We start from the raw sequence: 21,252 nt of genomic DNA on the forward strand, positions 1-21,252 counted from the left end.
TGCCTCCAATCACGAAGGCATCGACGCCCGGCCCATCCGGCGCACCACCACGCCGCGAACCTGGCCGACCGGTAGGTACCCGAGCTGGCGCGAGTCACCACTGGCAGGCCGGTTGTCGCCGAGAACCACCAGCTGGCCAGGTGCCACCCGACCGGTCCAGGGCAGCTCGACCGGGACTGGGTCGCCAGGGAGGGCTGCGATCCGTTTGACCAGCCACCGGGTCGGGGCAGGTGCACCTGGGCCGCCGTACCGATCGCCCATCCGCACCGGAGACCATTCGACGACGACGATCTGACCGACCGCAAGGCGGGCGCGCGGAACCCGCCGCGCGATCAGCCGGTCGCCCGGTTCGAGCGCCGGGCGCATGCTCGCTCCGTCGACCGTCACAATCACGAGGTATCGACGCAGCCACGCCAGCGTGGCGCCACCAACCACCACGGCGAGCACTCCGACCATGACCAGGCCTATCACGCTCATCGCGCGTCGACCGTGGCGGTCGGCAGGTAGCCCTCTGCCTGCATCCGGAACAGGCGCGCATAGGCGCCGTCGGCGGCCATCAGCCAATCGTGGTCGCCACGTTCGACGATCTGCCCGTCGTCCAGGACGACGACGATGTCGGCGGTGCGGATCGTACCCAGCCGATGCGAGACGAGCAGGCTGGTCCGATCCCCGCGGTGACGACGCAGCCCGGCGTGGATCTCGTGTTCGGCAGCGGCGTCCAGTCCGGAGGTCGGTTCATCGAGGATGATCAGATCGCGTCTCTCGCGGACGAGTGCGCGGGCGACCGCGACACGCTGCCACTGCCCACCGGACAGGTTCACTCCGTCGTCGGTGCCGAACGAGCGGCCGAGCAGGCTGTCGTACCCCTGCGGAAGCTCTGTCAGGACACCGTGGACACCGGCCAGCTCGGCGGCCCATTCGATCGTGGCCTTGTCGGCGGTCATGTCACCCAGGGCGATGTTCTCGGCGGCGGTCATGTCGTACCGCATGAAGTCCTGGAAGATCGCGCTGATCCGCTGGCGCAGGTCGGCCACCGGCAGGTCACGGAGATCGACGCCGTCCCACAGGATGCTGCCCCGGGTCGGGTCGTAGAACCGGCACAGCAGCTTGACCAGGGTGCTCTTGCCCGCGCCGTTGGCGCCCACTATGCCCACCGAGGCGCCGTACGGAATCGTCAGTGTGACGCCGCGCAGCGCCCATGGATGGTCCTCGGAGTAACGGAACCAGACGTCGCGCAGCTCGATCCCGCGCCGCAAACCCGGCACGGCATGGCCGGCCCCGGTACCGGCACTGGCTTTGGCACCGGGGCGGTCGCCGCTGGCTCCGACGACGCCCTGGTAGTGCCGGAAGATCGTTACGTGCTGGACGCACGCCGCCACGCCGAAAGCGAGCGAGTCGAGGCTGCCCCGAACTGCGGCCAGCGCTGCCAGCACCATCGACAGTTCGCCGATCGTCATGCCACCCGAGGTCGTCAACCAGATCGCCCACCCCAGAGCCAGGCCCGCGACCGTGGCGGAGAGCAGGCCGAGGCCGCCCTGGACGGCGACGGTCCGGCGGTCGAGCCGGCGCTGCAACACATTGATCGCGGCCCGCTCCCCCAGCATCCGGGTGCGCAGGTGATCGCCGATGCCGAACAGCCGGACCTCCTTGGCGGCCTGCGGATCGCCCAGGAGCGAGGCGTAGAACCACTCGCGGCGCTGCATGCCGGTTGTCGTGACCAGCGCACCGACCCGCGCCCGGGCGAGGCGCAGCTCACCCAGGAAGGCCGGACCGGCCGCGAAGAGGACGATGGCGGTCAGCGGCGCGCTGATCACCATGATCGAGGCCACAAAGCCGATGCAGGTGACGCAGTTACGCAGCAGGGTCAGTGCGGCCATCGTGAGCTGCCCCGGGGTGGCGAGTCCGGCCTGCTCCGCCATCCGCAACCGGTCAAGGAACGCGGGACTCTCGAACGGCGCGAGACCGCTGATCCGGTTGACCGCCCGATACAGCCGGTCCTGCGCGGCGAGGCTGCTCCGCCGGCCGAGTTCCGCCTGGGCGTACCGGGAGGCATGCGGTTCGACGGCGCTGAGCAGCCCCGCGACGACCAAGCCCCCCGCCAGTGCCGACACCTCCTGCCACGACGGCACCGTACCGGTCAAGTGGTCCAGCAGATGTTTGACCAGCCAGGCGGTGGCCACCGGCAGCACGGCGACGGCCAGTGAGAGCGCGATGACGCCGCACAGTGCGACCGGTGCGGCGCTCAGGCACAGCGCGAGCGCGGAGCTGACGGCACGCGGCCACGAGACCCCGCTCTCCCCCGGTGTCATACCGGTGCCAGCATGGTGGTCGTGTCGCACAGATGCCGTCCGGAGTCGGTGACGACGCCGCCATCGACCAGGCACAGCGCCGGAAATCCGCGAACCTTGAACGCTTCGCTCACCACGGCGGCCTGCGCTCCCGATACCACGGTCGCCACCGCCGACAGCCGCTCGCGGTAGCCGACCTGTTCAGCGGGGTCGCCGTCGGTCACCACCGCGATCGCCGGCCGATCGGTCGCGGCCGCCGTCGCGAGGAAGCGCGGCAGCAGTTCGGCGCACGGCTGACAACCGGGAGCGAAGAACGCCACCAACGTCGGGCCGGACAGCAGTCCGGGAGACACAACTGTGCCGTCGTCGGCCACCGCCGAGAAGTCCTCCACCGGCGTGCCCACCGGTAGGACCATGTCGTCGCCGACGTTCCGTCCGCCGCGCTGCGACAGCAGCTCGGTGTGCTGCCGCAAGCGCCTGATCACTCCGTAGGTCAGCAGCAGATTGACCAGCGCCACCCCGCCGACGAGAACGACGGCTGCGACAAGGATCGACATCGGTACCCCTTCCAGGTCCGTTACTCAGGTGACGAATACCTCAACGAGGTCGTTGAGGTAGATCAGCAGGCCGGCGACGATGACACCGGTGACGGCGGCCAGTACCTGGCCCGCGGATGCCACAGGTGCGTGCCCGTCCAGCAGCCACGCCAGCAGACCGGCACCGGCGATCACCCACAGCACGCCGTTGCGGGCCAGGTCCAGGTAGCCGAGCCGGGCGCGGGCCGGGCCGAAGCACCGGCACCGCACCGCCGTCTCCCGCCGTACCAGTACCGCGATCGCGCCGATGAAGATTGTCAATAGCAGCCCGGCGATCAGGTAGCCGATCGGCGCACCGATCGCAAGCGCCACCGCGACGGCCATCTCGGCCAGCACGATCATGACCGCCGCCGGCCGCAGCACTCCATTGCCGATGAGCCGAGTGGTCCGCAGCATGCCGACGAACTCGCCGAACGCGCGCGGACCGGCGACCTTGCTGCCGGCCGACACCGCGAAGGTCAGCCCGACGACACAGCGGCAAACGACTTCCAGGTACTTCATGAACCGGACCATACGGACAGCGACGCCAGTTCGCGTACAACGCAAGCTGTATCGAGTCTGTCGGCTCGACTCGTAGCGTCTCCTCGCGCCGGCCGCATCTCGCGGCCGGATACGGCGAAGGGGAAACGGATGCTCAGATTCCGGTCGGTGGCGGACGGCCTGCTCGGCCTGTTCGTGCCGAAACTGACCGCGGCCGCCGGGCCGCCATGCCAGGACCTGATCGAATACTGGTGCGCGTACAGCGCACGGTGCGCCAGCAACAGCAGCCCGTGGTACGTGCAGGCCTACCAGCGCGTCTGCAACACCTGCTACGGCTGCGGGTACGGGTGGCAGGCTGGCTGCTGCTCGGTGTAACGACCGGGCGACGGCGTGCCCCTCGACAACGCTCAACGGCTCCGCCGGCCGCATCTCGCGGCCGGACACGGCGAAGGGGGAGATCGATGCTCAGATTCCGGTCGGTGGCGGACGGCCTGCTCGGCCTGTTCGTGCCGAAACTGACCGCGGCCGCCGGGCCGCCATGCCAGGACCTGGTCCAGAACGACTGTGGCGTATCGAGGTGCGTCAGCAACAGCAGCCCGTGGTACGTGCAGAACTACCGGCGCGTCTGCAACACCTGCTACGGCTGCGGCAACTGGCAGTTCTCCGGCTGCTGCTCGGTGTAGCGACCGGCGACGACGTGCCCCTCGACCGCGCTCGACGGCTCGCGTCGGGGGGCATCTCCGGCGGCCAGTTCGGTTGCCAACAGCCGGACGAACCTGGGTAACCGGAACCGGTCCGGGCCGACCGGGACGACGAAGTGGATCCGGCTCAATTGGTCCAGCACCGTCTGGCAGGCCGGCCCGGTACGGCCCAGGCGACGCGCGATGTCCACCATGTCGAGCTCACCGGGCGCTACAAGGCAGGGCAGCGCCGACCGTACGCAGTCGTCGACCGCCCGCAGCGCCGCGCCCAGCCGGGAGCGGAGGCTGAGACCGTCGGTCACCATCTCCGCGAGCGCCCTTCGGTCGTCCAGCACCCGGTCCACCAGTACCCCGACCGGTAGCTCGGGCTGGTCGATCAGACGTGCCGCCGCGATTCGCAGGGCCAGCGGCAGGCCTGCGCACGCGCGGGCGAGTCGGTCCAGGTCGGACCGGCTGGACCGGTCGGTATCCAGCAGCTCGGCCAGCAGGTCGACCGCCTCGGCGTCGGCCAGCGGGGCAAGGTGAACGCGACGGTCGGCGTCGACCATCCCGAGCGGGCTGACGCTGGCCGCAAGCAGACAGCAACCCGTACCGACGGCCATGAGCGGACGGACGTGGGCAGCGACCGCGACGTTGTCGGCGACGACCAGCAGCCGCCGATCGGCTGTGAACCGCTGGACCACGGCGGCCGCCTCGATCGCGTCGACAGCCGGCTCGTGCGGTCTCAGAAGCCGTGACAGTCGGCCCAGCACCCGCGCGACCGGATCCGGGTCGTCGGCACCGAGGTCTCCGAGATCCATGTACAGCAGACCGTCGGGGAAGTCGTCGGCGAGCTCGTGCGCGGCGCGCAACGCCATCGCGGACGTTCCAACGCCGACCGGCCCGTCGGCGACCACCACGTACGGTCCTCGGCCGACCTCCCGTGCCCGCACCGCGTCGACAACGGCGTTCACCGTCGCATCGCGGCCGACCAGCCGGACCGGTGACGGCGCGAGCTGGACCGGTGCGGGACTGCGCGTGGTCGCGTTCCACCGCAGCAGGGACCGGTGTGTCCGGGTGAGGTCCGGATCCGGGTCGAGACCCAACTCAGCGCCGAATACCTGTCGAGCGTCCTGGAACACGGCATCCACCAGATCGTGCTCACCCAGCCGGTGGTGTGCCAGCATCCGCAGCTGCCAGGCCCGCACCCGTAACGGCGCCACCGCGAGCACGCCGGCCAAATCCCGGGCAGCGTCACGCGGCGTGCCTGCGGCGAGCCGCGCCTCGGCCAGGTCCTCCACCGCGCGTAGGCGCTCCTCGTCCAGGCTGTCGAGCCAGCAACCCAGCGGGCCATGGCGGGGAACACCCGCCGCTGCCCCCGAACCCCGCCAGAGCGCCTGCGCCCGGGTCAAGAGGTCGACGGCGACCGCCGGCTCACCCCGCGCGCAGGCCGCGCCGCCCGCGGACGCGAGCCGGCCGAAGGTCAGGTGATCACATCGCTCCGGCGCCACCCGCAGCCGGTAGCCGCCAGCCTCGAAGACCACGGTCGCTCCGGCCGGGTCGAGCGCGGTCCGCAGCCCGCAGGCGTAGCTGCGCAGGTTCGCGATCGCAGAGCGCGGCGGCTCCCCGTCCCACAGGACACGCACGAGCCGCTCGACCGACACACACTCGTTGGCGCACATCACAAGCGCCACCAGTAGCGCCTTCGGCTTGATCCCGCACAGTCGCGCGGCGCCCGCCACCTCCACCGAGCCGAGAATTCCGATAGTCAGCACCGGCCCGACCTCCCCATGCCGACGTCCGGAAGAATCCGTCCGCCCACGATGCAACAAACCACCAGTACGCCCGGTCGATGATCGACTACGAGCGATCGCCACAGACGTGCTGACACCGAACGGCCGAGCGCCAGGTTTGGGCAGGTTGTTCCGCTCACTACTCGCTCGACTCGAGTTCCACTCTGATGCACGATCGGACGGGGCGGGAGGTAGGCCGGCGGCCACTCAGCGGCAGTTTCCGGGCGCCGGTTGCCCACCTTGGCCTTGTGCCTCGCCGAGCACTGTGGATCCGCGGCGGAGGAGCGGGATGTTCGGTCAGCTGGTTCGCACGCACCGGCAGCGGCTTGGCCTGACCCAGCAGGAGCTGGCAGACAAGTCGGGTCTAGGGTCACGCAGCATCCGAAATCTGGAGGCAGGTCGGATCGCGTCACCCCGGCCGACGACCATACGGCTGCTCGCCGATGCCTTCGGTTTGACCGGCCCTGCCCGCGACCGGTTCTGCGAGGTGGCAGCCGGAGCGTCGACCGGTCAGCCCGTCAACGTGGTGACACCGGCACAGCTGCCCCCGGACGTGTTCGGCTTCACCGGCCGCCAAGCCGAGCTGGCCGAGCTTGACGCACTTCTCGCAGAACTGGATAGACGGGCACAGACCGCCGTGGTGATCTCGGCCTTGTCGGGCACCGCCGGCGTTGGCAAAACCGCCCTGGCGGTGCACTGGGCCCACCGGGTACGTGACCGGTTCCCCGATGGCCAGCTATATATCAACCTGCGCGGCTTCGACTCCGTGGGTACCGCAATGAGCCCTGCCAAAGCCACCCGCCGGTTGCTCGACGCCCTCCACGTGCCGTCTCATCACATCCCGACCGACCCCGACGCTCAGGTGGGGCTCTACCGGAGCATGATCGCCGACCGGCGGGTGCTGGTCGTCCTGGACAACGCCCGCGATTCGCAACAAGTACGGCCACTGCTGCCCGGCTCGCCGAACTGCCTGGCCCTGATCACCAGCCGAAACCGACTCACCGGTCTGGTCGCCGGCGACGGAGCCCACCCCGTCAGCCTGGACGTGCTGTCTCCTGCCGAAGCGCGGGACCTATTGGCCCACCGCCTCGGCGCCGCCCGGCTCGAGGCCGAGGCAGACTCGGTCGAAAAGATCATCTCCGCCTGCGCACGGCTCCCGCTGGCGTTGGCCATCGTGGCTGCCCGCGCCGCGACCCACCCTCGTCTCCCGCTCGCCGCACTGGTCGACGACCTGGATGACCGCCGCACCCGGCTGGAGGCCCTGGCCACCACCGATCCGGCCACCGACGTACGTGCCGTGTTCTCGTGGTCCTACGACACGCTCACCAGCGCCGCAGCACGGCTGTTCCGGCTGCTCGGACTGCCCCCCGGCGCAGACATCACCCTCGCCGCCGCAGCCAGCCTCGCCGCCCTACCGACCAACCAGGTCCGGCCGCTACTGATCGAACTCGTCGACGCCAACCTCCTCGGTGAGCACGCACCGGGCCGGTACACCTTCCACGAGTTGCTCCGCGGGTACGCCCACCAACTCACGTACGTCCATGACCCGGAGGACCAACGGCACGCCGCGACACGGCGCATCCTCGACCACCACCTGCACACCGCCTACGGGGCAGCCAGGCTCCTGTACCCGCATCGAGACCCGATCACCCTCAGCCCTCCCCAACCGGGGGTGACACCGCAGCGCCTGCTCGACCACCGGCGCGCGCTGGCCTGGTTCGCCACCGACTACCAGACGCTGCTCGCCAGCGTGGACTACGCAGCAGACAATCGGCTCGACCCGTATCCATGGCAACTCGCTTGGACCCTCGCCGACTTTCTCGATCGGCAGGGCCACTGGCACGACCGGATCGCCGTCCAGCGTCACGCCCTCGCCGCGACCCAACGGCTGGGCGACCCGGCCGCGCAAGCCCTCGCCCACCGCTACCTCGCCCGCGCCTACCGCCAAGTTGGCCGCACCAACGAGGCCCGAGGCGAATTTGACCTGGCCCTCGATCTGTACCGCCGATGCGGGGACCGGGTGGGAGAGGCCGACACCCATCAGAATCTCGCCGCGATGTACGAGCGGCAGACAAACTATCGCGACGCACTACACCACGCCCTGCAGGCCGTCGGCCTGTATCAGGCATGCGATCACCGGCCCGGACACGCCAACGCCCTCAACGCCGCCGGCTGGTGCCACGCCCACCTCGGCGAGCCCCACCAAGGCGTCACCCTGTGCCAGCAGGCTCTGGCCATCCAGCAAGTGCTCCGCGACCGCCCAGGCGAAGCAGCCACCCACGACAGCCTCGGTTACATCTACCGCCACCTCGGCGAGTGCGAACACGCCATCGACCATTACCGTTACGCCATTACCCTCTACCGCGACCTGGGCGACCGTTACCACGAAGCCGAATCACTCGCCAACCTGGGCCACACCGACCACACCGCTGGCCACCACGACGACGCTCAGCAAGCCTGGCAACAGGCGCTGACCATCCTGGACGAGCTGAGCCACCCCGACGCCGACCTTGTTCGCAACACACTCCGCAACTGCCGATGATCGCTCGGAGTGCAAGCGCTCGCGGCTGGCCGCCGGATCCACTCTTGACAGCGGAGCGACGCCCCGGCATCGGCGTGCGCATCACCCGCTGTCGAGGTCGCGGTGAACTGACTTTCAGCGTGGACGTCTTGGCTTGACATCGCGGGCCGACCGAGGCTGACGTTGCGGGATGCCGGTCCTCCAATCTCATGTGGCCCGCCTGCTGATCTCTGCCGGGCGCCGGAGTCGAGCACGTCAGCGGCTACGGGTACTCGGGGTGGCGCGCACGAACTACCTGTCTGCGCTCCAGACCCTTGTCGAGGTGCCGTTCCCTGACCCTGCTGTACGGCAGGTGCTACGACCGATTCTGCGAAGCTTCGCCATTCAGCAGGCCGCGTTGACCCTGGCTCGACCATGGCGCTTGTACGACCTGCTCAGGTTACTGTCCGGTATTGCGTGCGTGGTAGCTCCGGCATGGATTTCTGTCGGGTGGCTTCCGCCAGCGGCACCGGGCTCGCGACTGTCAGCGGGGAGCATCTACCTCGTCACCATCGCGGCGATAGTGGTGACCTATGGACACTTCCGGGGTCTGGAAACGCGACCCAAGTTCGCCAGGTTGATTCGGCGGGCCCAGATCCCCGTCGGAATCACGTTCGCCGCACTCGTCACTGCTGCTGTCGCCGTCGCACTGGTCGAATCAACCAATGCGTGGCTCACGCGCGGTCTCGGCGCGGCAGTCACGGCTGTATCGATCTTCATGGCCCTACTGGCGCTGCGCGAGGCGGCGCTGACCCTGACACGCCGTCGGGTGATCCGCCCCTGGGCCGCCCGGCCTGGAGGCTGGCCGATGCCGCCACAGCTGGCAGCCGTGCGGATCATGGAACTGCTCCACCGCCTACACGCGGTGCGGACACGATGCCGACAGTCCCGATTCCGCGCGGGCGCTGTTCGAGAGATGGAGACCCTCATCATCCGGACCGACTGGGAGATACGAAACGCCGCACCAGTGTTAGGCCTCGGCACAGCGGTCATCGCCGATGCCGCGAGCAAGGCCAGCCGGCTGACCGCTCACCTCCGACAGCTACAAGTCCGAATGATCCATGACGACCACCTACACGAATACGACCGTGTCGTCAGCGACGCTGTAGGGCTCGTCACCGCGCTTGCCCGCGGCGACTGGTCGCAGGTAACCACGGACGAGGACGATCCCCATCGACCAGCGATCGTGGTCCGCCTCGCCAAAGGCATCCTGCCCGCCAGCGTCCTCACCGCCGCCGCCATCGGTCTTCCCCACATACCCGGAGTCGCGGCAACCGGCGCCGCGCTGACCAGCATCCAAATCGGTCTCGCCGCAGCCGCAGCACTCAGCCTCATCCCTGTCGACGCTCCTCACCGCGATCACGTGCTGAACGCGCTTTCCAGCGCTACCCGCCGCAATCCCTGACGACCGTCATATTTCGGCCATGCAGGACGCCTTAGCACAATTTCATGTGCGCTGCTCGCGGATGCGCGCACCGGTCTTTGACAATTGGACGGCTCAGCTTGGCGTGACGGCATCGCCGACGTGTAGGTCGCCGTCGCCTGCCGGCACGAGCCAGATGCCGAAGTGGAGACGGTTGCCGTGTTTGCGGTGCCGGGCCAGGGTGCGGAGAGGTTCCTTGCCGCGGGCGAGCGTATCGGGGTCGATCAGCGTGACGGCGCATCGGTAGCAGGGCGCGGACGCGCGGAAGCCGACGTCGCCGACGGTGACCCTTCGCCAGGAGTCCTCGGCGAAGGCCGGGAATCCGTCCACGACGATGTTCGGCCGGAATCGCATGACGTCTAGGGGTGGCGGCGCCGGTTCGGTTCCTGCCGTGATCCAGCGGTCCAGTTGGTGGAGGGAGACGATCGAGGTCAGCAGCACGGGTGCGGCATGGGCGAGACTGACCACATCTCCGTCGCGTCCACCGTCGTCGGCGGACATCGGTTTGCGATGCGGCTCGTCCTGCCGGACCAGCCGAGCGGGGCGACCCAGTACAGCTGCCAGCCAGGCATCGACGTCCGGGGCGCCCGCGACGGACAGATCGAGATCTGCGGATCCAACTGCGATGCGCGGGGCCTGCGGTCCGGGCAGCGCAACCAGCGCGGGCCGCCTCCCGGGCGCGGTGAGCATCAGCCCTCCATCGGCCTGGACGTGGGGTGTAATGGTCATGATCGCCGGGCAGTTGACCACGTCGACCGTCCGGTGCCGGTCGTCGACGATCGCCCACCGCCGGTCGTCTGCGAGTCCCCACGGCTCGACCTTCGCGGTCGCCGACGCCGTACCCCGCGCGGCCTTCACCGGATAGGTCACGATCTGTTCAACTCGACCGGTCACACCGCAGCGTAGCGGAGGCCGACCGACAGCTTGACCGACATACGGCAGGCGCTCGGGCACCCTCGAACGCCGCCGAGCGACCGGCAGTGGACGGCCGCCATCTCAAGCACGGTCGAAGAGCCGGACGCCATCCTTGCGGGCTAATGGCAGTCCGGCTCCTTCACAGATCCTGCGGTGCCGCCCAGCGCTGCCCTCGTAATCATGAATCGGCGCCCCGCCGACCAACCCTCATCCCGCCTCGAGTGACCGAGCCAATCGCGGCCAGATGTGCTCAGCCGATCAAGCTGATTGTGGCCGCCGTGCTCGCGTTGACCCTCGGAGGAGCACCGCTGGAAATCCCGCACCCCGTCATGTATGGCCGCACCTGGCCAAGACCGCGACCGGCCTGTCGATGCTGAGTGCCCGGCCGGTCAACCCTGCCGGTGTGTTCAGCTGGCCGGCGTGCAGCGCCACGCAACGTCATGCGCGTCGTAAGAGCGTTGACGCCACCCCAAGGAGGGACCTGTTGGCAACCACCGACGACTTCCACACCTTCGTCGCCGCCCGACTCGACCGGTGGAGACGTAGCGCCTACCTGATGTGCGACGACTGGCATCTGGCCGACGACCTGGTGGGCGACGCGGTGATGCGCGTGTGCCAGCACTGGTCGCGGGTCCGCCGGTCGGACAACCCGGACGCCTACGCGCAGAAGATCCTCGCGCGGTGCTGGCTGACCGAACGACGGCGGGCGTGGTGGCGGCGGGAACGGACGACCGGGACCGTGCCGGAGACCGGGCCCGTCACCGCGCACCGCCAGGACGAGCGGGTGATCGATCGGCTGCCGCTTGCGCAGCTGCTGGAGACTCTCGGCCCCCGCCAGCGGGCAGCGGTGATCCTGCGCTACTACCTGGACTACTCGGTCGAGGAAACAGCCGGAATCCTCGGCGTCACGCCGTCGACCGTACGCGGCCAATGCACCCGCGCGCTGGAACAGCTCCGCAACACCTCGCCCACTTCCACCTGAGAGGACCCGCGATCATGCGTGCCCAGTTCGACGAGATCATCGGAACACCACCGCCGTCCACCATCGACTCCCATGTCATCGAACGGCGGGTGCGCCGGACCCGGACCACACGACGCATCGGGGTCGCCGCCACCGCCCTCGTCGTGGCGGGACTGACTGGCGCCGTTCTGATCGGCAACAACCCACCGGTCGACACGCCGCCGGTGGCCAAAGACGCGGCGACCCCGACCAGCGCGGCGCCCCCGCCGCCGGACAACCGGTTCCAGCTGAAGTCCGACACCAGGACCGACGGCGACGCGAGCGCCAAGCAGCTGGCCGCGCTGTTGGAGAAGGCGACGAAGGACGTTGCGGCCGGTGCCGTCTGGGTCGGCCCACTCAACATTAAGTTCATCGACGACGGAACGAAACAGTGGACGGGCTCCGGCAAGCTCGAAGCGGGCGGGCGGGCCGGGACCATCTTCGTGATGACGGTGGGCGGCGTGGCCTCACCGACGAGGGACCCCGCCCTCACGTGTCCTCCTGCTATGACCGGCTGTGTCCAGGGCACGTCGCCTGGTGGTCGGGACATGATGACGTTCGATGGTGGCAAGATCGAGGATGGTTCCCGACTGGTCCGGGCCGCGGTCGAACTGCCGGGTCACCGGGTGATCATCATCCATCACACTCCCGAGGCGAGCGGATCGGTGCTGTCGGCGGAGCAGTTCCTGCAGATCGTCGACGCCGTCGCCGCACAACTCAGGTAGTGGCCGTCGCTTCGGCTCGATGACGTTCGTGTCACCGACAGGAGGCCATGACGAAGCTGACCACGCGGCCCCGATCGTGTTGGCCAGCCGACGCCGTTGGAGATGTCAGCTCCTCGATCGTGTACTCCGCGGAGGCCGTCCGCAGTGAGTTTGGCTCATCTCCGCGGACGAGCTGGGGCGGGATGCATCGCGGACCGGATCGCCGACAAAGCCGACGAGCAGTGGATCGGCGTCGGTCAGACCGTCAAGTTTGCTGGCCTTGCCGTGTCCCGCAACGCGCTCGGCCTGCTCTCCGTCGTACTGCGTGCGATCCCGGCTCTGGATATGATGATCGAGTCGCGCGATGGCGGATCACAAGACACCATCCAGATCGATGCCGCCCCGACCGCCGTGGCCCCCAGCGGCACGCCCTCCTCAACTCACGTCACATTGCCGGGGACTGTCGATCCCCTCACCGGAATAGATACCGGTGTACGCATATCCGCAGGAGGGACAGTTCGGTTCGAGGCCTCCGGCCGAGTCGGATACGGCTACGAAGGCGCACCCGACTGCGCCGGGTACCCGCAAACCGAGCCCGACGGACACCGCTGGCTCGGAGCCCACAGATGCACATCGAAACAGGACGCAAACGCACCCTTACCCAACGCCCCCGTCGGCGCCCTGATCGCCCGCATCGGCTCAGGACAATGGTTCCTGGTCGGCAGCACCCGTGCCGTCACAGCCGAGTCCGCCGGCACGATCGTTCTCGGCTACAACGACCAGTACACTCCCGACAACACTGGAACGTACAACGTGACGGTTTTGATCGGGCCGTGATCTTGCCTGCCGAGGTTCATCCACGGTTTAGGAATGACGAGAAGGAGGCGATCTGGCCAAATCTGGGGCGGAGCCGTTGACTGTGTCGTCCAGGTCCGAGACTGACAACAGGAGCAAAGTTGGATTTCACGTACTGGCCCCCGCTGGGATGGGAAGGGTGGTCTTACGAGAACGAAAGTGTCTACGCACGAAAGCAGCCTCCAGCGATCGATTGGAGCCATGCAGCCCGGCTCGTGGATAAGGGAACGTCCCAAGGCAACTTCGTAACGTTCGATTGGTGGACAACCAGATCAAGGGCTTGGGAGTCCGCGACAATTGGCGCACCACTGAGGAATGGCAACCGAGTTGTACGCATGACTCAGAGCAGGCGCGAGGGCACCGATGGAGAGGGGCGTCCGTGGCACGTTGGAGTTCTATACGCCGCGCCAGATGACCGAGAGATGGGCGGTTTCGATCTGGTCGGGATTGTGACACGGTTCGGACACATCGGATGCCTGCATTGGCGTCATGGTCGGGACTACAGGCCCTTCGTCGTGGCGCTGGAAGGACAAGTTAAGTATTTGATCGTTCCGGTCATTTGCGGGATCGAGCCGGGGGTAGAACCAACCGTGATGTTGCCGGATCTCGATGACCTTGCGCAGTCGCAGATGATCGGCTGCTGATCCGCCAACAGGATGCGCTGTACACGCTGCCGTCCGGATCTGCCGCGAGCTGCTCGGGGTGGGTTGCATGCGCGGCCGGAGTGATCAGACGGGTCGCAGACCGTTGATGGCCCCTGGGACGGCTGCTGGGCGTGCTCGGTGTGGGCCCGACACCGGACGCGAAGGAGGTCGAGATCGCCGTGTTGCGGCATCAGTTCGCGGTGCTGCAACGGTAGGTGGTCCGGCCGCGGTACACGCCAGCGGATCGGATTCTGCTCGCCGCCCTGGCCGGGATGCTGCCACGCAACCGGTGGCCGGCCTTCCTGGTGACCCCCGGCGACGCTGCTGCGCTGGCACCGCGAGTTGATCGCCCGCCGCTGGACCTTCCCGCACACCGGCCGCGGCAGCCGTGGCCGCGGCATCCTGGTCTCGACGACCGGGCCGTGGAGCTCCTGGTGCGGCTGGCCGCCGAGAACCCCCGCTGGGGATATGTCCGCATCGTCGGCGAGTGCCGGTCGCCTCGGCCCCGCACCGCGCCGAGGCGGACCTGCCTGGACTCAGTTCCTGCGCGCACAGGCGGACGGGCTGCTGGCCACGGACTTCTTCACCGTCGAGACAGTCGGCCTGACCCGCCTGTACGTGCTGTTCGTCGTCGAAGTCGAACGACGGAAAGTGCACCTGGCCGGGATCACCGCCCACCCCACCGGAGCTGGGCCATACGCACCAGACGATCGATCCGCGAACTGGCACCCCTCACGGTGCTCGCATCCGTCGAGTTCACCCAACGGATCCTGCCGGTCCTCGCGTCTCTACGATCGCCGGCACCCGGCATGCCGGTCCAGACGGCGCGTTGTCGCTGGAGACCGGGCTCGATGCCGCGACCCGCATCGGATTGAACGCCGAGCAGGCGCGCCTCCGCGGCAAACTCGCCCGCAGATGCGCAGGAATCGGTCGCGTCGACGTCACCGCAGTCGAGGCTGTCTTGTGGAGTGCCGGTGAAGGTGCCGCCACCCAGGCTCAGCGACCGCAGGATCTGCTAACTCCTGGACTGTCCCGCATCGTTATCGCGCTGGGCGCGCCTCTCAAGTACCGCATAGTGGCTTGACCGGTGGTCAAAGCGCGACAGTACCGCCTGTGCTTCCGCCGGTACGTGGCTCACCTCGTAGTCCTCTCCGACGAACGCCTGGATCGAGTCGATGTCGTCGAACCACATCGCGGTCAGGAACTCGACCTCGTCATCAAGATCGCGACGCATGAGATCGATGTGCTGGAAACCCGGGATGCGCATCGCCTCGATACCGGGAATGACTTGGCCACGGACGATCGATTCGTACTCGTCCGCATTCTCCTGCGTGGCCCACCCACGCCAGATCCGGCAGATCATAGCTACCTCCATCGAAATCCATCAGACCTGAGCCCTGAGATGCGACAGGGTCTCCTTGTGCACCACAGTCGCTCGCATGCCGTGATCACCCACAATTGTCGGCTCCGCAACCGGTTCATACCGAGCCCATCACTTATCTGCCAGACCGTTGCCCACGCCGCCGACGCCGAGTGTGTGGCGGATGGCCAGACATGACACGGCGTTGGCCGGTGTCCCGATCCGTGCCGGCTCGGTTGTCGTGGCGCACCTGGGTGTCGCCAACCGCGACGCGGAACGCTACGCCGATCCGGACACGTTCGACATCTACCGCCCCGCAGCGCCACACCTGGCGATCGGCCATGGTCGACACGTCTGTCTCGGCATGTCGCTCGTCCGAATCGAAGCCGCAGTCCTGACAACTCACCGCGCATCGACGGCTCTACGAGCGCGTGCCAACGAACCTGCGGGCCGTCTTCGACCGGCGTTGAGACCGGCGTGGGCAACGCGGCTGGCCACACAGGTCCGGAATCCTCTGCCACGTCGCCCTGCGGTTGAACGTCACTGTGGATTCGTCTCACCGTCGTCGTGGTGGGTCAGCCGTTGTACGGGGCTGCGGTGCGGGCGTCCCGGAGGATGTGGCCCCACCAGGTGAGCTGGCGCAGCAGGGTGGTCGCGGCGGAGTTCGCCCGCGAGGGCTCGCGGAGGTCGCCGGTGTCGTCGAACTGGTCCCAGACGTAGGGCAGGCCGACGGTCGCCTGCATCGTGACCGTGTGAAGTTCTGCAAAGACACTGCGGAGCTGTTCGACGGCGCGGAGGCCACCGGAGACGCCGCCGTAGGAGACGAATCCGATCGGCATGGCACGCCATTCCGGCAGGGCGGTGTCGATCGCGGTCTTCAGCGCGCCCGGATAGCCGCGGTTGTACTCGGGCGTCACCAGGACGACGGCGTCGGCGCTGTCGATGCGTTTGGTGAACAGCTCCGAGTCGCCGCCGCCGGCCAGGTCGTCGGGCAGGTTCAGCCCGGCGAGGTCGATGATGTCGACGTCGCGGAAACCGGCCGCGTCTGCCCGACCGAGGAACCAGCGGCCGACGCTGGGCCCGACCCGGTCCTTGCGGACGCTGGCGATGACGACGGCGAGGCGCAACGGTTCGGGGTTCACCGTGCCACCACCTTGTCGTCGATGAGCGCGGCGACCTCCGCGGGCGTTAGTGGCAGCCCGAACTCGCCGGTGAGCGTCTCGGCGACCTCGTCGTCGGCGAGCAGGCGCTGCCGGGTAGGCTCGCCGGGTCGTTCGATGCTGTATTCGCGACCGAGGAGCCTGCGCACCGACGCGTCGTCCTTGCGCACCACGACCGGCCGCTGGGTGAACGGCGAGTTCGGGTTCGTCGAGGTGTTGTAGTTGGCGACCTCGACATCGACGAGGTACTGCGGTTCCTCGGTGAACGTCATCAAGGTCGTCCAGGTGTCGCCATTGTGCTCGCGCAGCCGCCAGGCTCCGTCGTCTCCCCGTAGTAGCCGGTACGACCACCCGCCTTGACGGTGGACGCCGTCGGCGGACAACGCCAGCGGTGCGAGCAGGCCGGACCCGAACCCGACGTCGGCAAGCCACCGGCGCGGACCGGTGGCGACGCCGAGCACCATGTGCGAGCGGGGGCGCGGATGCTCGGCCGGGTCGCCGGTGCGGGCGAGAAGCCGGTCGACGCGGAAACCGATCCGTTCGAGTACCGCGCCGAACAGAACAGCGTGTTCGTAGCAGTAGCCGCCGCGGCCGTGCTCGACGAGCTTGTCCTGGACGTCGACGAGGTCGACGGATATACCCCGGCCGAGAATCACGTCGAGGTTCTCGAACGCGATGGACGCGATGTGTGCGCGGTGCAATGCCTCCAGTGTCCGCTCGTCGGGTTCCGGGGAGCCGGTGTACCCGACACGGCGTAGATAGGCGTCGAGGTCGAGTCGCCGGGTGTGCCATTGGTCATTCGACATGGAGAGTTCCTTCCGGATCAGTGATGTGTCGCCGGTCCCGTGCTCGACCGCACGACCAGTTCCGTCGGCAGGATCACGCGGCGCTCGGTGAAGTCGGGGTCGAGCAGCATCCGGGCCATCAGCCGGCCCTTCTCCCGGACGGGTTGACGAACCGTGGTGAGGCCGGCCGGTCCGGCCAGCGACGAGTCGTCGAAGCCGGAGACCGATACGTCGCGCGCCGGCTCGAGATCGCGCTGGCGGAGCGCGTCGAGCACGCCGGCGGCGAGCATGTCGCTGTCGGCGGCGATGGCCGTCGGGCGCCGGTCACCGTCGAGGACCAGAGCCGCGGCCGCGCGTCCCGATTCGGGCGCGTTGCGACCGCCGCTGACCACGCGGACCCGCGCGCGGCGGCCGAGCCCTTCCCGGATGCCGGCCAGTCGCAGCGCCGAATACGGGTACAGCGTGGCCTCGTCGACCACGGGGACCGGCACGCCGGGCGGCTGCGGGCAGGCGACCACGACGGTCACGTCGCGGTGACCGAGGCCGGCCAGGTACCGACCGACGTCCACCCCCGCCGCGCGATCGTCGATGCACACGCTCGGTCCCGATGCGGTCGTAGAGGATCGCACCAGCGGGATGTTCCGGGCGGCCAGCGCCAGCACCGCGGGGTGGTCGTCGGCCGGGCCGTCGGCGATCGCACCGTCGATAACGGCGCGGTGCACCGCGACCAGTCCCTCCCGTAGCCCGTCATCGTCGTGTCCGTCGGCGCCGAGGTCGAACGGAATCAGGACGAGGCTCGTGCGGGCCGGCTCGGCCACCTCGGTGAGGCCGCTAAGCATTGCTAGCACGTACGGGTCCGAGAAGGCGTAGCTGAGGCCGACCGTGAAGATGACGCCGATCGCGCCGGCGCGCCGGGTCCGCAGGGTGCGTCCCGCGGCGTCCGGACCGGCGTAGCCCAGCTCCCGCGCCACGGCGAGGATGCGCTCGCGCACCGGCTCGGACAGCCGTCCCGGACGGTTGAACGCGTACGACACCGCCGCCGTGGATACGCCCGCCGCTGCGGCGACCGTCTTCAGAGTGAGCCGTCCGTCCATGATCCTTCCCTTGTTAATCGTTTAACGTCCTTCGACCGTAGCGGCCGTTCGGCGCCGCGTCCACTCGACGCGTGAACCGGCGGTCGTTTTCCATGGCCGCCGCCTACTGTGAGCCGCTCGATACGGGGAGCGCCACGATGGCTGTCGAGGCGTCCGCGCACCGCTTTCGCCTTCGCACCTCAAATCCCTGAGGTCGAGGCGCCTGTACCTCAAGATCGGATGCACTACGTTCGGCTACCAGATCCGCACGCCGCGCAGCCGGGCTGGCTATGACGGTTTCATTTGGCTCCACCAGGACGGCTTGATTTGGACCCACCTCGGCCGCGCATGACGGCTTGAACTGGCCCCCTTGGCGATCTCTATGGGACGTCTCGGCTGGTGGGAGGTCGGGCCATTTCAACCTTCGTGGTGGGGATCTTGGGGCCAACATCGACACGTCGGGTTCCGATGATCACCGAGAATCTTGGCGTGACCCCGCCGAGAAAGGCCGCACCATCAGCGACATCGAGACGTCGGGCCATTTCTTAGGGTTCCCTGGCGGCTCGGGAATCCTCTGATGCTCCACGATGTCGGGCCGAGTGAAATGACTGGGTGAGGGGCAATTGCACGGAAGATGACGCCGGGACTCGCGCACTGAACAGACTCGGCAGGATGTCGGCGTGAGTCCAGAGGTGGTTATCAGCACCGTGTCCGCGGTGGTGTCGTTGCTCGGAGCCGTCGTCGTAGGCTGGGCGACCGCGTGGTCGGCGCGGCGCGTCCGGCAGTTCGATCGGTCAATCGAAGTCCAGGACCGCGCCCAGAACAAGGCCGAGCAGGCCGAAGCCATGCTCAGCCGCTACCGTGAGCCTCTGCTCGGTGCGGCGCACAATCTGCAGGCCCGCCTCTACAACATCGTCAACAAAGACTTCCTGGCCAGCTACCTTACCGACGACGACCCCGACACACGGCGGTACGCCCGCGATTACACCGTTTACGTCCTCGCCGAATACCTGTGCTGGGCCGAGATCATCCGGCGTGATCTACGCTTCCTCGACCTACGCGGAATCGCTCGCAACCGAACCTTCGTCGAACTCATCGAGGCCAGTCACCGAACCCTGTCCAGGGGGTGGGCGGCACAAGCATGGCAACTGTTCCGCGGCCAGCAACGCGCCATCGGCGAGTTGATGATGACCGAGACAGATGCGGCCGACGCCGCCCGGCACGAGTCCATCGGTTACGTCGAATACTGCGCACGCCTCGACACCGACGCCACATTCGGGGCCTGGTTCGCCCGGCTCCGTAGAAACGTCGACGATCTCGTCCACCCTGATCGGGACAACCAGACCCGCCTCATCCGGCTGCAGAACGCGCTGGTCGACCTCATCGAATTCTTGGACCCCGACCGCGAACGGCTACCAGCCAAATACCGCGACCGGCTGGCTCCAGACGCGCGGAGCTCCTGATGAGGACCTATCCGCCGGCCATTATGGCGAGGTAGGCAGCGTCGGTAGCACTGTCAAACGTCATCCGTCCAGAGGTCTTCAATCATGCTGCGCCGTGCTGGACGGCGACGGAAGCGCACTGATATGCCGCTGGTCGTCCGCTACCTAGCGTTACGGAGATTCGAGAGCCGACGCTCGGTGCGACGAGCGATGCCTTATCACAAGACCGCGGCCGCAGAGCATCTCAGAACGTTACTCAATCCGTCGACGGCCATCCAGAATCTCCCCGGCGGTCCGATGGTCCGTCGAGTGTGTTCGTACGCGGCTTCAGAGGCGGCTTGTTCGTTTCAGGAGGGGTCGGTGACGCGGAACCCGTGTACGTGGGTGGCTTCTGCATCGACGTCGTCGGGGCGGGGGTGGCCTTCGATGATGAAGCCGAAGAGCCCTCGTAGCGCGTCCTCGCCGAGTTCGAGGGGGTGGAAAGGCAGCGGATACGGCTCCTCGTCTGGCCAGCCGTGCTCAGGCTCGACGGGGTGTTCGCCGGCCCAGTACGGCCGCTCGAAGACGAAGGGCTCGCCGATATTCTCGATGATGCCGGAGTCCGGGGACAGGCTCAGCGAACGGACGAGGGTGCCGTCTTCCCAGACCGCGAAGCAGAGCCAGTCAGCTACTGAGTGCATCCCGTGCATGATGATCCGCCGCCCGGCGCCGGCCGTGCGCAGGTGCTCGGGCAGGTGCGAGGGGCGATCGAGGACGAGTCGGCCGTCGCACAGCAGTTCTGCCCCGGCCAGCACGGTGGCGTACGTGATGTCGTCCGGCGGGTCGGTGTTGTGGAGCAGCGTGCCGTCGCCGATGGGCGTCACGTCGTAGCCGGGATGGACCTCGCGGACGAGTTCCTCGGCCTCGGCCTGGTCGCAACGGGTGGCGCCGAGCAACGCCGGACACAAGTCGCCATCGGTAAAGGCGAGCAATGCGGTCTTCGCGCCCAATCCTGCTCCTTCGGCTGTCTCCGCCGTCGCGGAGAGGGCAACGATGCAGCATCATGATGCACGTAGCCGTTGATAGGGCGCTGCTCAGGTGGTCTCGACCCGCCGATCATCGGTCCGAAGGTCGTTCTGCTTCGCGCCGCCACAGCCGGTGAAGCGGCCGACGTTGGTTAGGTCGCGCAGCGCGGCGGCCGAGACCGCGGTCGACAGCTCGACGAGCACGGCGCGGCCGGAGACCCGGCCATCGTCCTCGCCGCCATCGACGACCAGCAGGCTACCCACGAGACCGGTCACGGCCAGCTGGCTTTGGAGGTCTCCACCAGCACCGCTTGTAGGTCAGTGCTGACACCACCCGGACCAGGAGGGCACCCTAGTTATGGTGGGAGTTGACACCACCCTGGCGGGCGCGCAAGCGGAGCTCGTAGTGCAGGCCAAGTGGCGGGAGCACCCCAATCGGGACACCCCCGAGCACGTCCGCGATCAGGCCGAACTGTGGGCGGGACACGCA

22 protein-coding genes are annotated in these 21,252 nt (G+C 68.1%); 10 read left to right on the forward strand and 12 right to left on the reverse strand.

Translation table 11 applies throughout. The annotated features are described in order from the left end of the window. Positions 1 to 9 precede the first annotated feature (9 nt). From Vau01_RS07850 to Vau01_RS07865, 4 genes are read right to left on the reverse strand one after another with little or no spacing between them, the layout of a single operon-like run. A complete protein-coding gene (locus Vau01_RS07850) occupies positions 10 to 477 on the reverse strand; it encodes a S26 family signal peptidase (RefSeq protein ID WP_239151404.1) in 468 nt (155 codons plus the stop codon). Further along, positions 474 to 2,309: an ABC transporter ATP-binding protein gene (locus Vau01_RS07855; RefSeq protein ID WP_203988715.1), complete on the reverse strand. Its 1,836-nt coding sequence runs from the start codon at positions 2,307 to 2,309 to the stop codon at positions 474 to 476. The genes Vau01_RS07850 and Vau01_RS07855 overlap by 4 nt, the downstream gene beginning before the upstream one ends. Continuing rightward, entirely contained in the window at positions 2,306 to 2,845 is a 540-nt protein-coding gene (locus tag Vau01_RS07860; RefSeq protein WP_203988716.1) for a thioredoxin domain-containing protein, read from the reverse strand. Before Vau01_RS07860 ends, Vau01_RS07855 begins: the two co-directional genes overlap by 4 nt. A 24-nt stretch (positions 2,846 to 2,869) precedes the next feature. Further along, a complete protein-coding gene (locus Vau01_RS07865; protein WP_203988718.1) occupies positions 2,870 to 3,385 on the reverse strand; it encodes a MauE/DoxX family redox-associated membrane protein in 516 nt (171 codons plus the stop codon). A 129-nt stretch (positions 3,386 to 3,514) separates the two neighbouring features. On the opposite strand from Vau01_RS07865, the gene Vau01_RS07870 reads away from it, so the two are divergent. Both Vau01_RS07870 and Vau01_RS07875 read left to right on the forward strand, forming a co-directional pair. Further along, positions 3,515 to 3,739, forward strand: a complete 225-nt coding sequence (locus Vau01_RS07870; RefSeq protein WP_203988720.1) for a hypothetical protein — start codon at positions 3,515 to 3,517, stop codon at positions 3,737 to 3,739. 86 nt (positions 3,740 to 3,825) lie between these two features. Next, a complete protein-coding gene (locus Vau01_RS07875; RefSeq protein WP_203988722.1) occupies positions 3,826 to 4,047 on the forward strand; it encodes a hypothetical protein in 222 nt (73 codons plus the stop codon). Here the strand turns inward: Vau01_RS07875 and Vau01_RS07880 are convergent. Continuing rightward, the gene (locus Vau01_RS07880; protein WP_203988724.1) at positions 4,002 to 5,819 is read right to left on the reverse strand and encodes an AfsR/SARP family transcriptional regulator; all 1,818 of its coding nucleotides are present in this window, start codon (positions 5,817 to 5,819) and stop codon (positions 4,002 to 4,004) included. The two genes, Vau01_RS07875 and Vau01_RS07880, sit on opposite strands and share 46 nt — an antisense overlap. A gap of 307 nt (positions 5,820 to 6,126) precedes the next feature. On the opposite strand from Vau01_RS07880, the gene Vau01_RS07885 reads away from it, so the two are divergent. Both Vau01_RS07885 and Vau01_RS07890 read left to right on the forward strand, forming a co-directional pair. After that, the gene (locus Vau01_RS07885; protein WP_203988726.1) at positions 6,127 to 8,379 is read left to right on the forward strand and encodes an ATP-binding protein; all 2,253 of its coding nucleotides are present in this window, start codon (positions 6,127 to 6,129) and stop codon (positions 8,377 to 8,379) included. A 256-nt stretch (positions 8,380 to 8,635) separates the two neighbouring features. Then, positions 8,636 to 9,802 carry a hypothetical protein gene (locus Vau01_RS07890; protein ID WP_203988728.1) on the forward strand — a complete coding sequence of 389 codons (1,167 nt, stop codon included), beginning with the start codon at positions 8,636 to 8,638 and terminating at the stop codon, positions 9,800 to 9,802. Between the two features lie 93 nt (positions 9,803 to 9,895). Here the strand turns inward: Vau01_RS07890 and Vau01_RS07895 are convergent, their stop codons facing one another. After that, positions 9,896 to 10,774, reverse strand: coding sequence for an MOSC domain-containing protein (locus Vau01_RS07895; protein WP_203988729.1), 879 nt, complete (start codon positions 10,772 to 10,774; stop codon positions 9,896 to 9,898). Positions 10,775 to 11,219: 445 nt separating this feature from the next. On the opposite strand from Vau01_RS07895, the gene Vau01_RS07900 reads away from it, so the two are divergent. The 4 genes from Vau01_RS07900 to Vau01_RS07915 all read left to right on the forward strand — a co-directional run bounded on the left by Vau01_RS07900 (position 11,220) and on the right by Vau01_RS07915 (position 13,938). After that, positions 11,220 to 11,717: a sigma-70 family RNA polymerase sigma factor gene (locus Vau01_RS07900; RefSeq protein WP_239151405.1), complete on the forward strand. Its 498-nt coding sequence runs from the start codon at positions 11,220 to 11,222 to the stop codon at positions 11,715 to 11,717. 14 nt (positions 11,718 to 11,731) lie between these two features. Continuing rightward, positions 11,732 to 12,460, forward strand: coding sequence for a hypothetical protein (locus Vau01_RS07905; protein WP_203988731.1), 729 nt, complete (start codon positions 11,732 to 11,734; stop codon positions 12,458 to 12,460). Between the two features lie 144 nt (positions 12,461 to 12,604). After that, entirely contained in the window at positions 12,605 to 13,276 is a 672-nt protein-coding gene (locus Vau01_RS07910) for a hypothetical protein (RefSeq protein WP_203988732.1), read from the forward strand. 440 nt (positions 13,277 to 13,716) lie between these two features. Then, a complete protein-coding gene (locus Vau01_RS07915) occupies positions 13,717 to 13,938 on the forward strand; it encodes a hypothetical protein (RefSeq protein ID WP_203988733.1) in 222 nt (73 codons plus the stop codon). Between the two features lie 1,015 nt (positions 13,939 to 14,953). On the opposite strand, the gene Vau01_RS07920 is transcribed toward Vau01_RS07915, so the two are convergent. After that, positions 14,954 to 15,301: an antibiotic biosynthesis monooxygenase family protein gene (locus Vau01_RS07920; RefSeq protein ID WP_203988734.1), complete on the reverse strand. Its 348-nt coding sequence runs from the start codon at positions 15,299 to 15,301 to the stop codon at positions 14,954 to 14,956. Positions 15,302 to 15,449: 148 nt separating this feature from the next. Between Vau01_RS07920 and Vau01_RS65180 the strand changes: the two genes are divergently transcribed. Next, positions 15,450 to 15,932 (forward strand): cytochrome P450, encoded by a 483-nt coding sequence (locus tag Vau01_RS65180; RefSeq protein WP_203988735.1) that lies wholly within the window; start codon positions 15,450 to 15,452, stop codon positions 15,930 to 15,932. On the opposite strand, the gene Vau01_RS07930 is transcribed toward Vau01_RS65180, so the two are convergent. From Vau01_RS07930 to Vau01_RS07940, 3 genes are read right to left on the reverse strand one after another with little or no spacing between them, the layout of a single operon-like run. Continuing rightward, entirely contained in the window at positions 15,874 to 16,440 is a 567-nt protein-coding gene (locus Vau01_RS07930; protein ID WP_203988736.1) for an NADPH-dependent FMN reductase, read from the reverse strand. The genes Vau01_RS65180 and Vau01_RS07930 overlap by 59 nt on opposite strands. Beyond that, positions 16,437 to 17,264 carry an arylamine N-acetyltransferase family protein gene (locus Vau01_RS07935; protein ID WP_203988737.1) on the reverse strand — a complete coding sequence of 276 codons (828 nt, stop codon included), beginning with the start codon at positions 17,262 to 17,264 and terminating at the stop codon, positions 16,437 to 16,439. Before Vau01_RS07935 ends, Vau01_RS07930 begins: the two co-directional genes overlap by 4 nt. A gap of 17 nt (positions 17,265 to 17,281) precedes the next feature. Beyond that, positions 17,282 to 18,337 carry a LacI family DNA-binding transcriptional regulator gene (locus tag Vau01_RS07940; protein ID WP_203988738.1) on the reverse strand — a complete coding sequence of 352 codons (1,056 nt, stop codon included), beginning with the start codon at positions 18,335 to 18,337 and terminating at the stop codon, positions 17,282 to 17,284. 659 nt (positions 18,338 to 18,996) lie between these two features. Here Vau01_RS07940 and Vau01_RS07945 point away from each other — a divergent pair. After that, positions 18,997 to 19,779, forward strand: a complete 783-nt coding sequence (locus tag Vau01_RS07945) for a hypothetical protein (RefSeq protein ID WP_203988739.1) — start codon at positions 18,997 to 18,999, stop codon at positions 19,777 to 19,779. A gap of 326 nt (positions 19,780 to 20,105) precedes the next feature. On the opposite strand, the gene Vau01_RS07950 is transcribed toward Vau01_RS07945, so the two are convergent. Both Vau01_RS07950 and Vau01_RS07955 read right to left on the reverse strand, forming a co-directional pair. Next, complete coding sequence (locus Vau01_RS07950; protein ID WP_203988740.1) at positions 20,106 to 20,747, reverse strand: DUF6928 family protein; 642 nt, start codon at positions 20,745 to 20,747, stop codon at positions 20,106 to 20,108. 84 nt (positions 20,748 to 20,831) lie between these two features. After that, on the reverse strand, positions 20,832 to 21,038 hold the full coding sequence (locus Vau01_RS07955; RefSeq protein ID WP_203988742.1) for a hypothetical protein: 207 nt from the start codon (positions 21,036 to 21,038) through the stop codon (positions 20,832 to 20,834). Positions 21,039 to 21,252: the final 214 nt, after the last annotated feature.

The organism is Virgisporangium aurantiacum, assembly GCF_016863635.1.
Taxonomy (GTDB): Bacteria; Actinomycetota; Actinomycetes; order Mycobacteriales; family Micromonosporaceae; genus Virgisporangium; species Virgisporangium aurantiacum.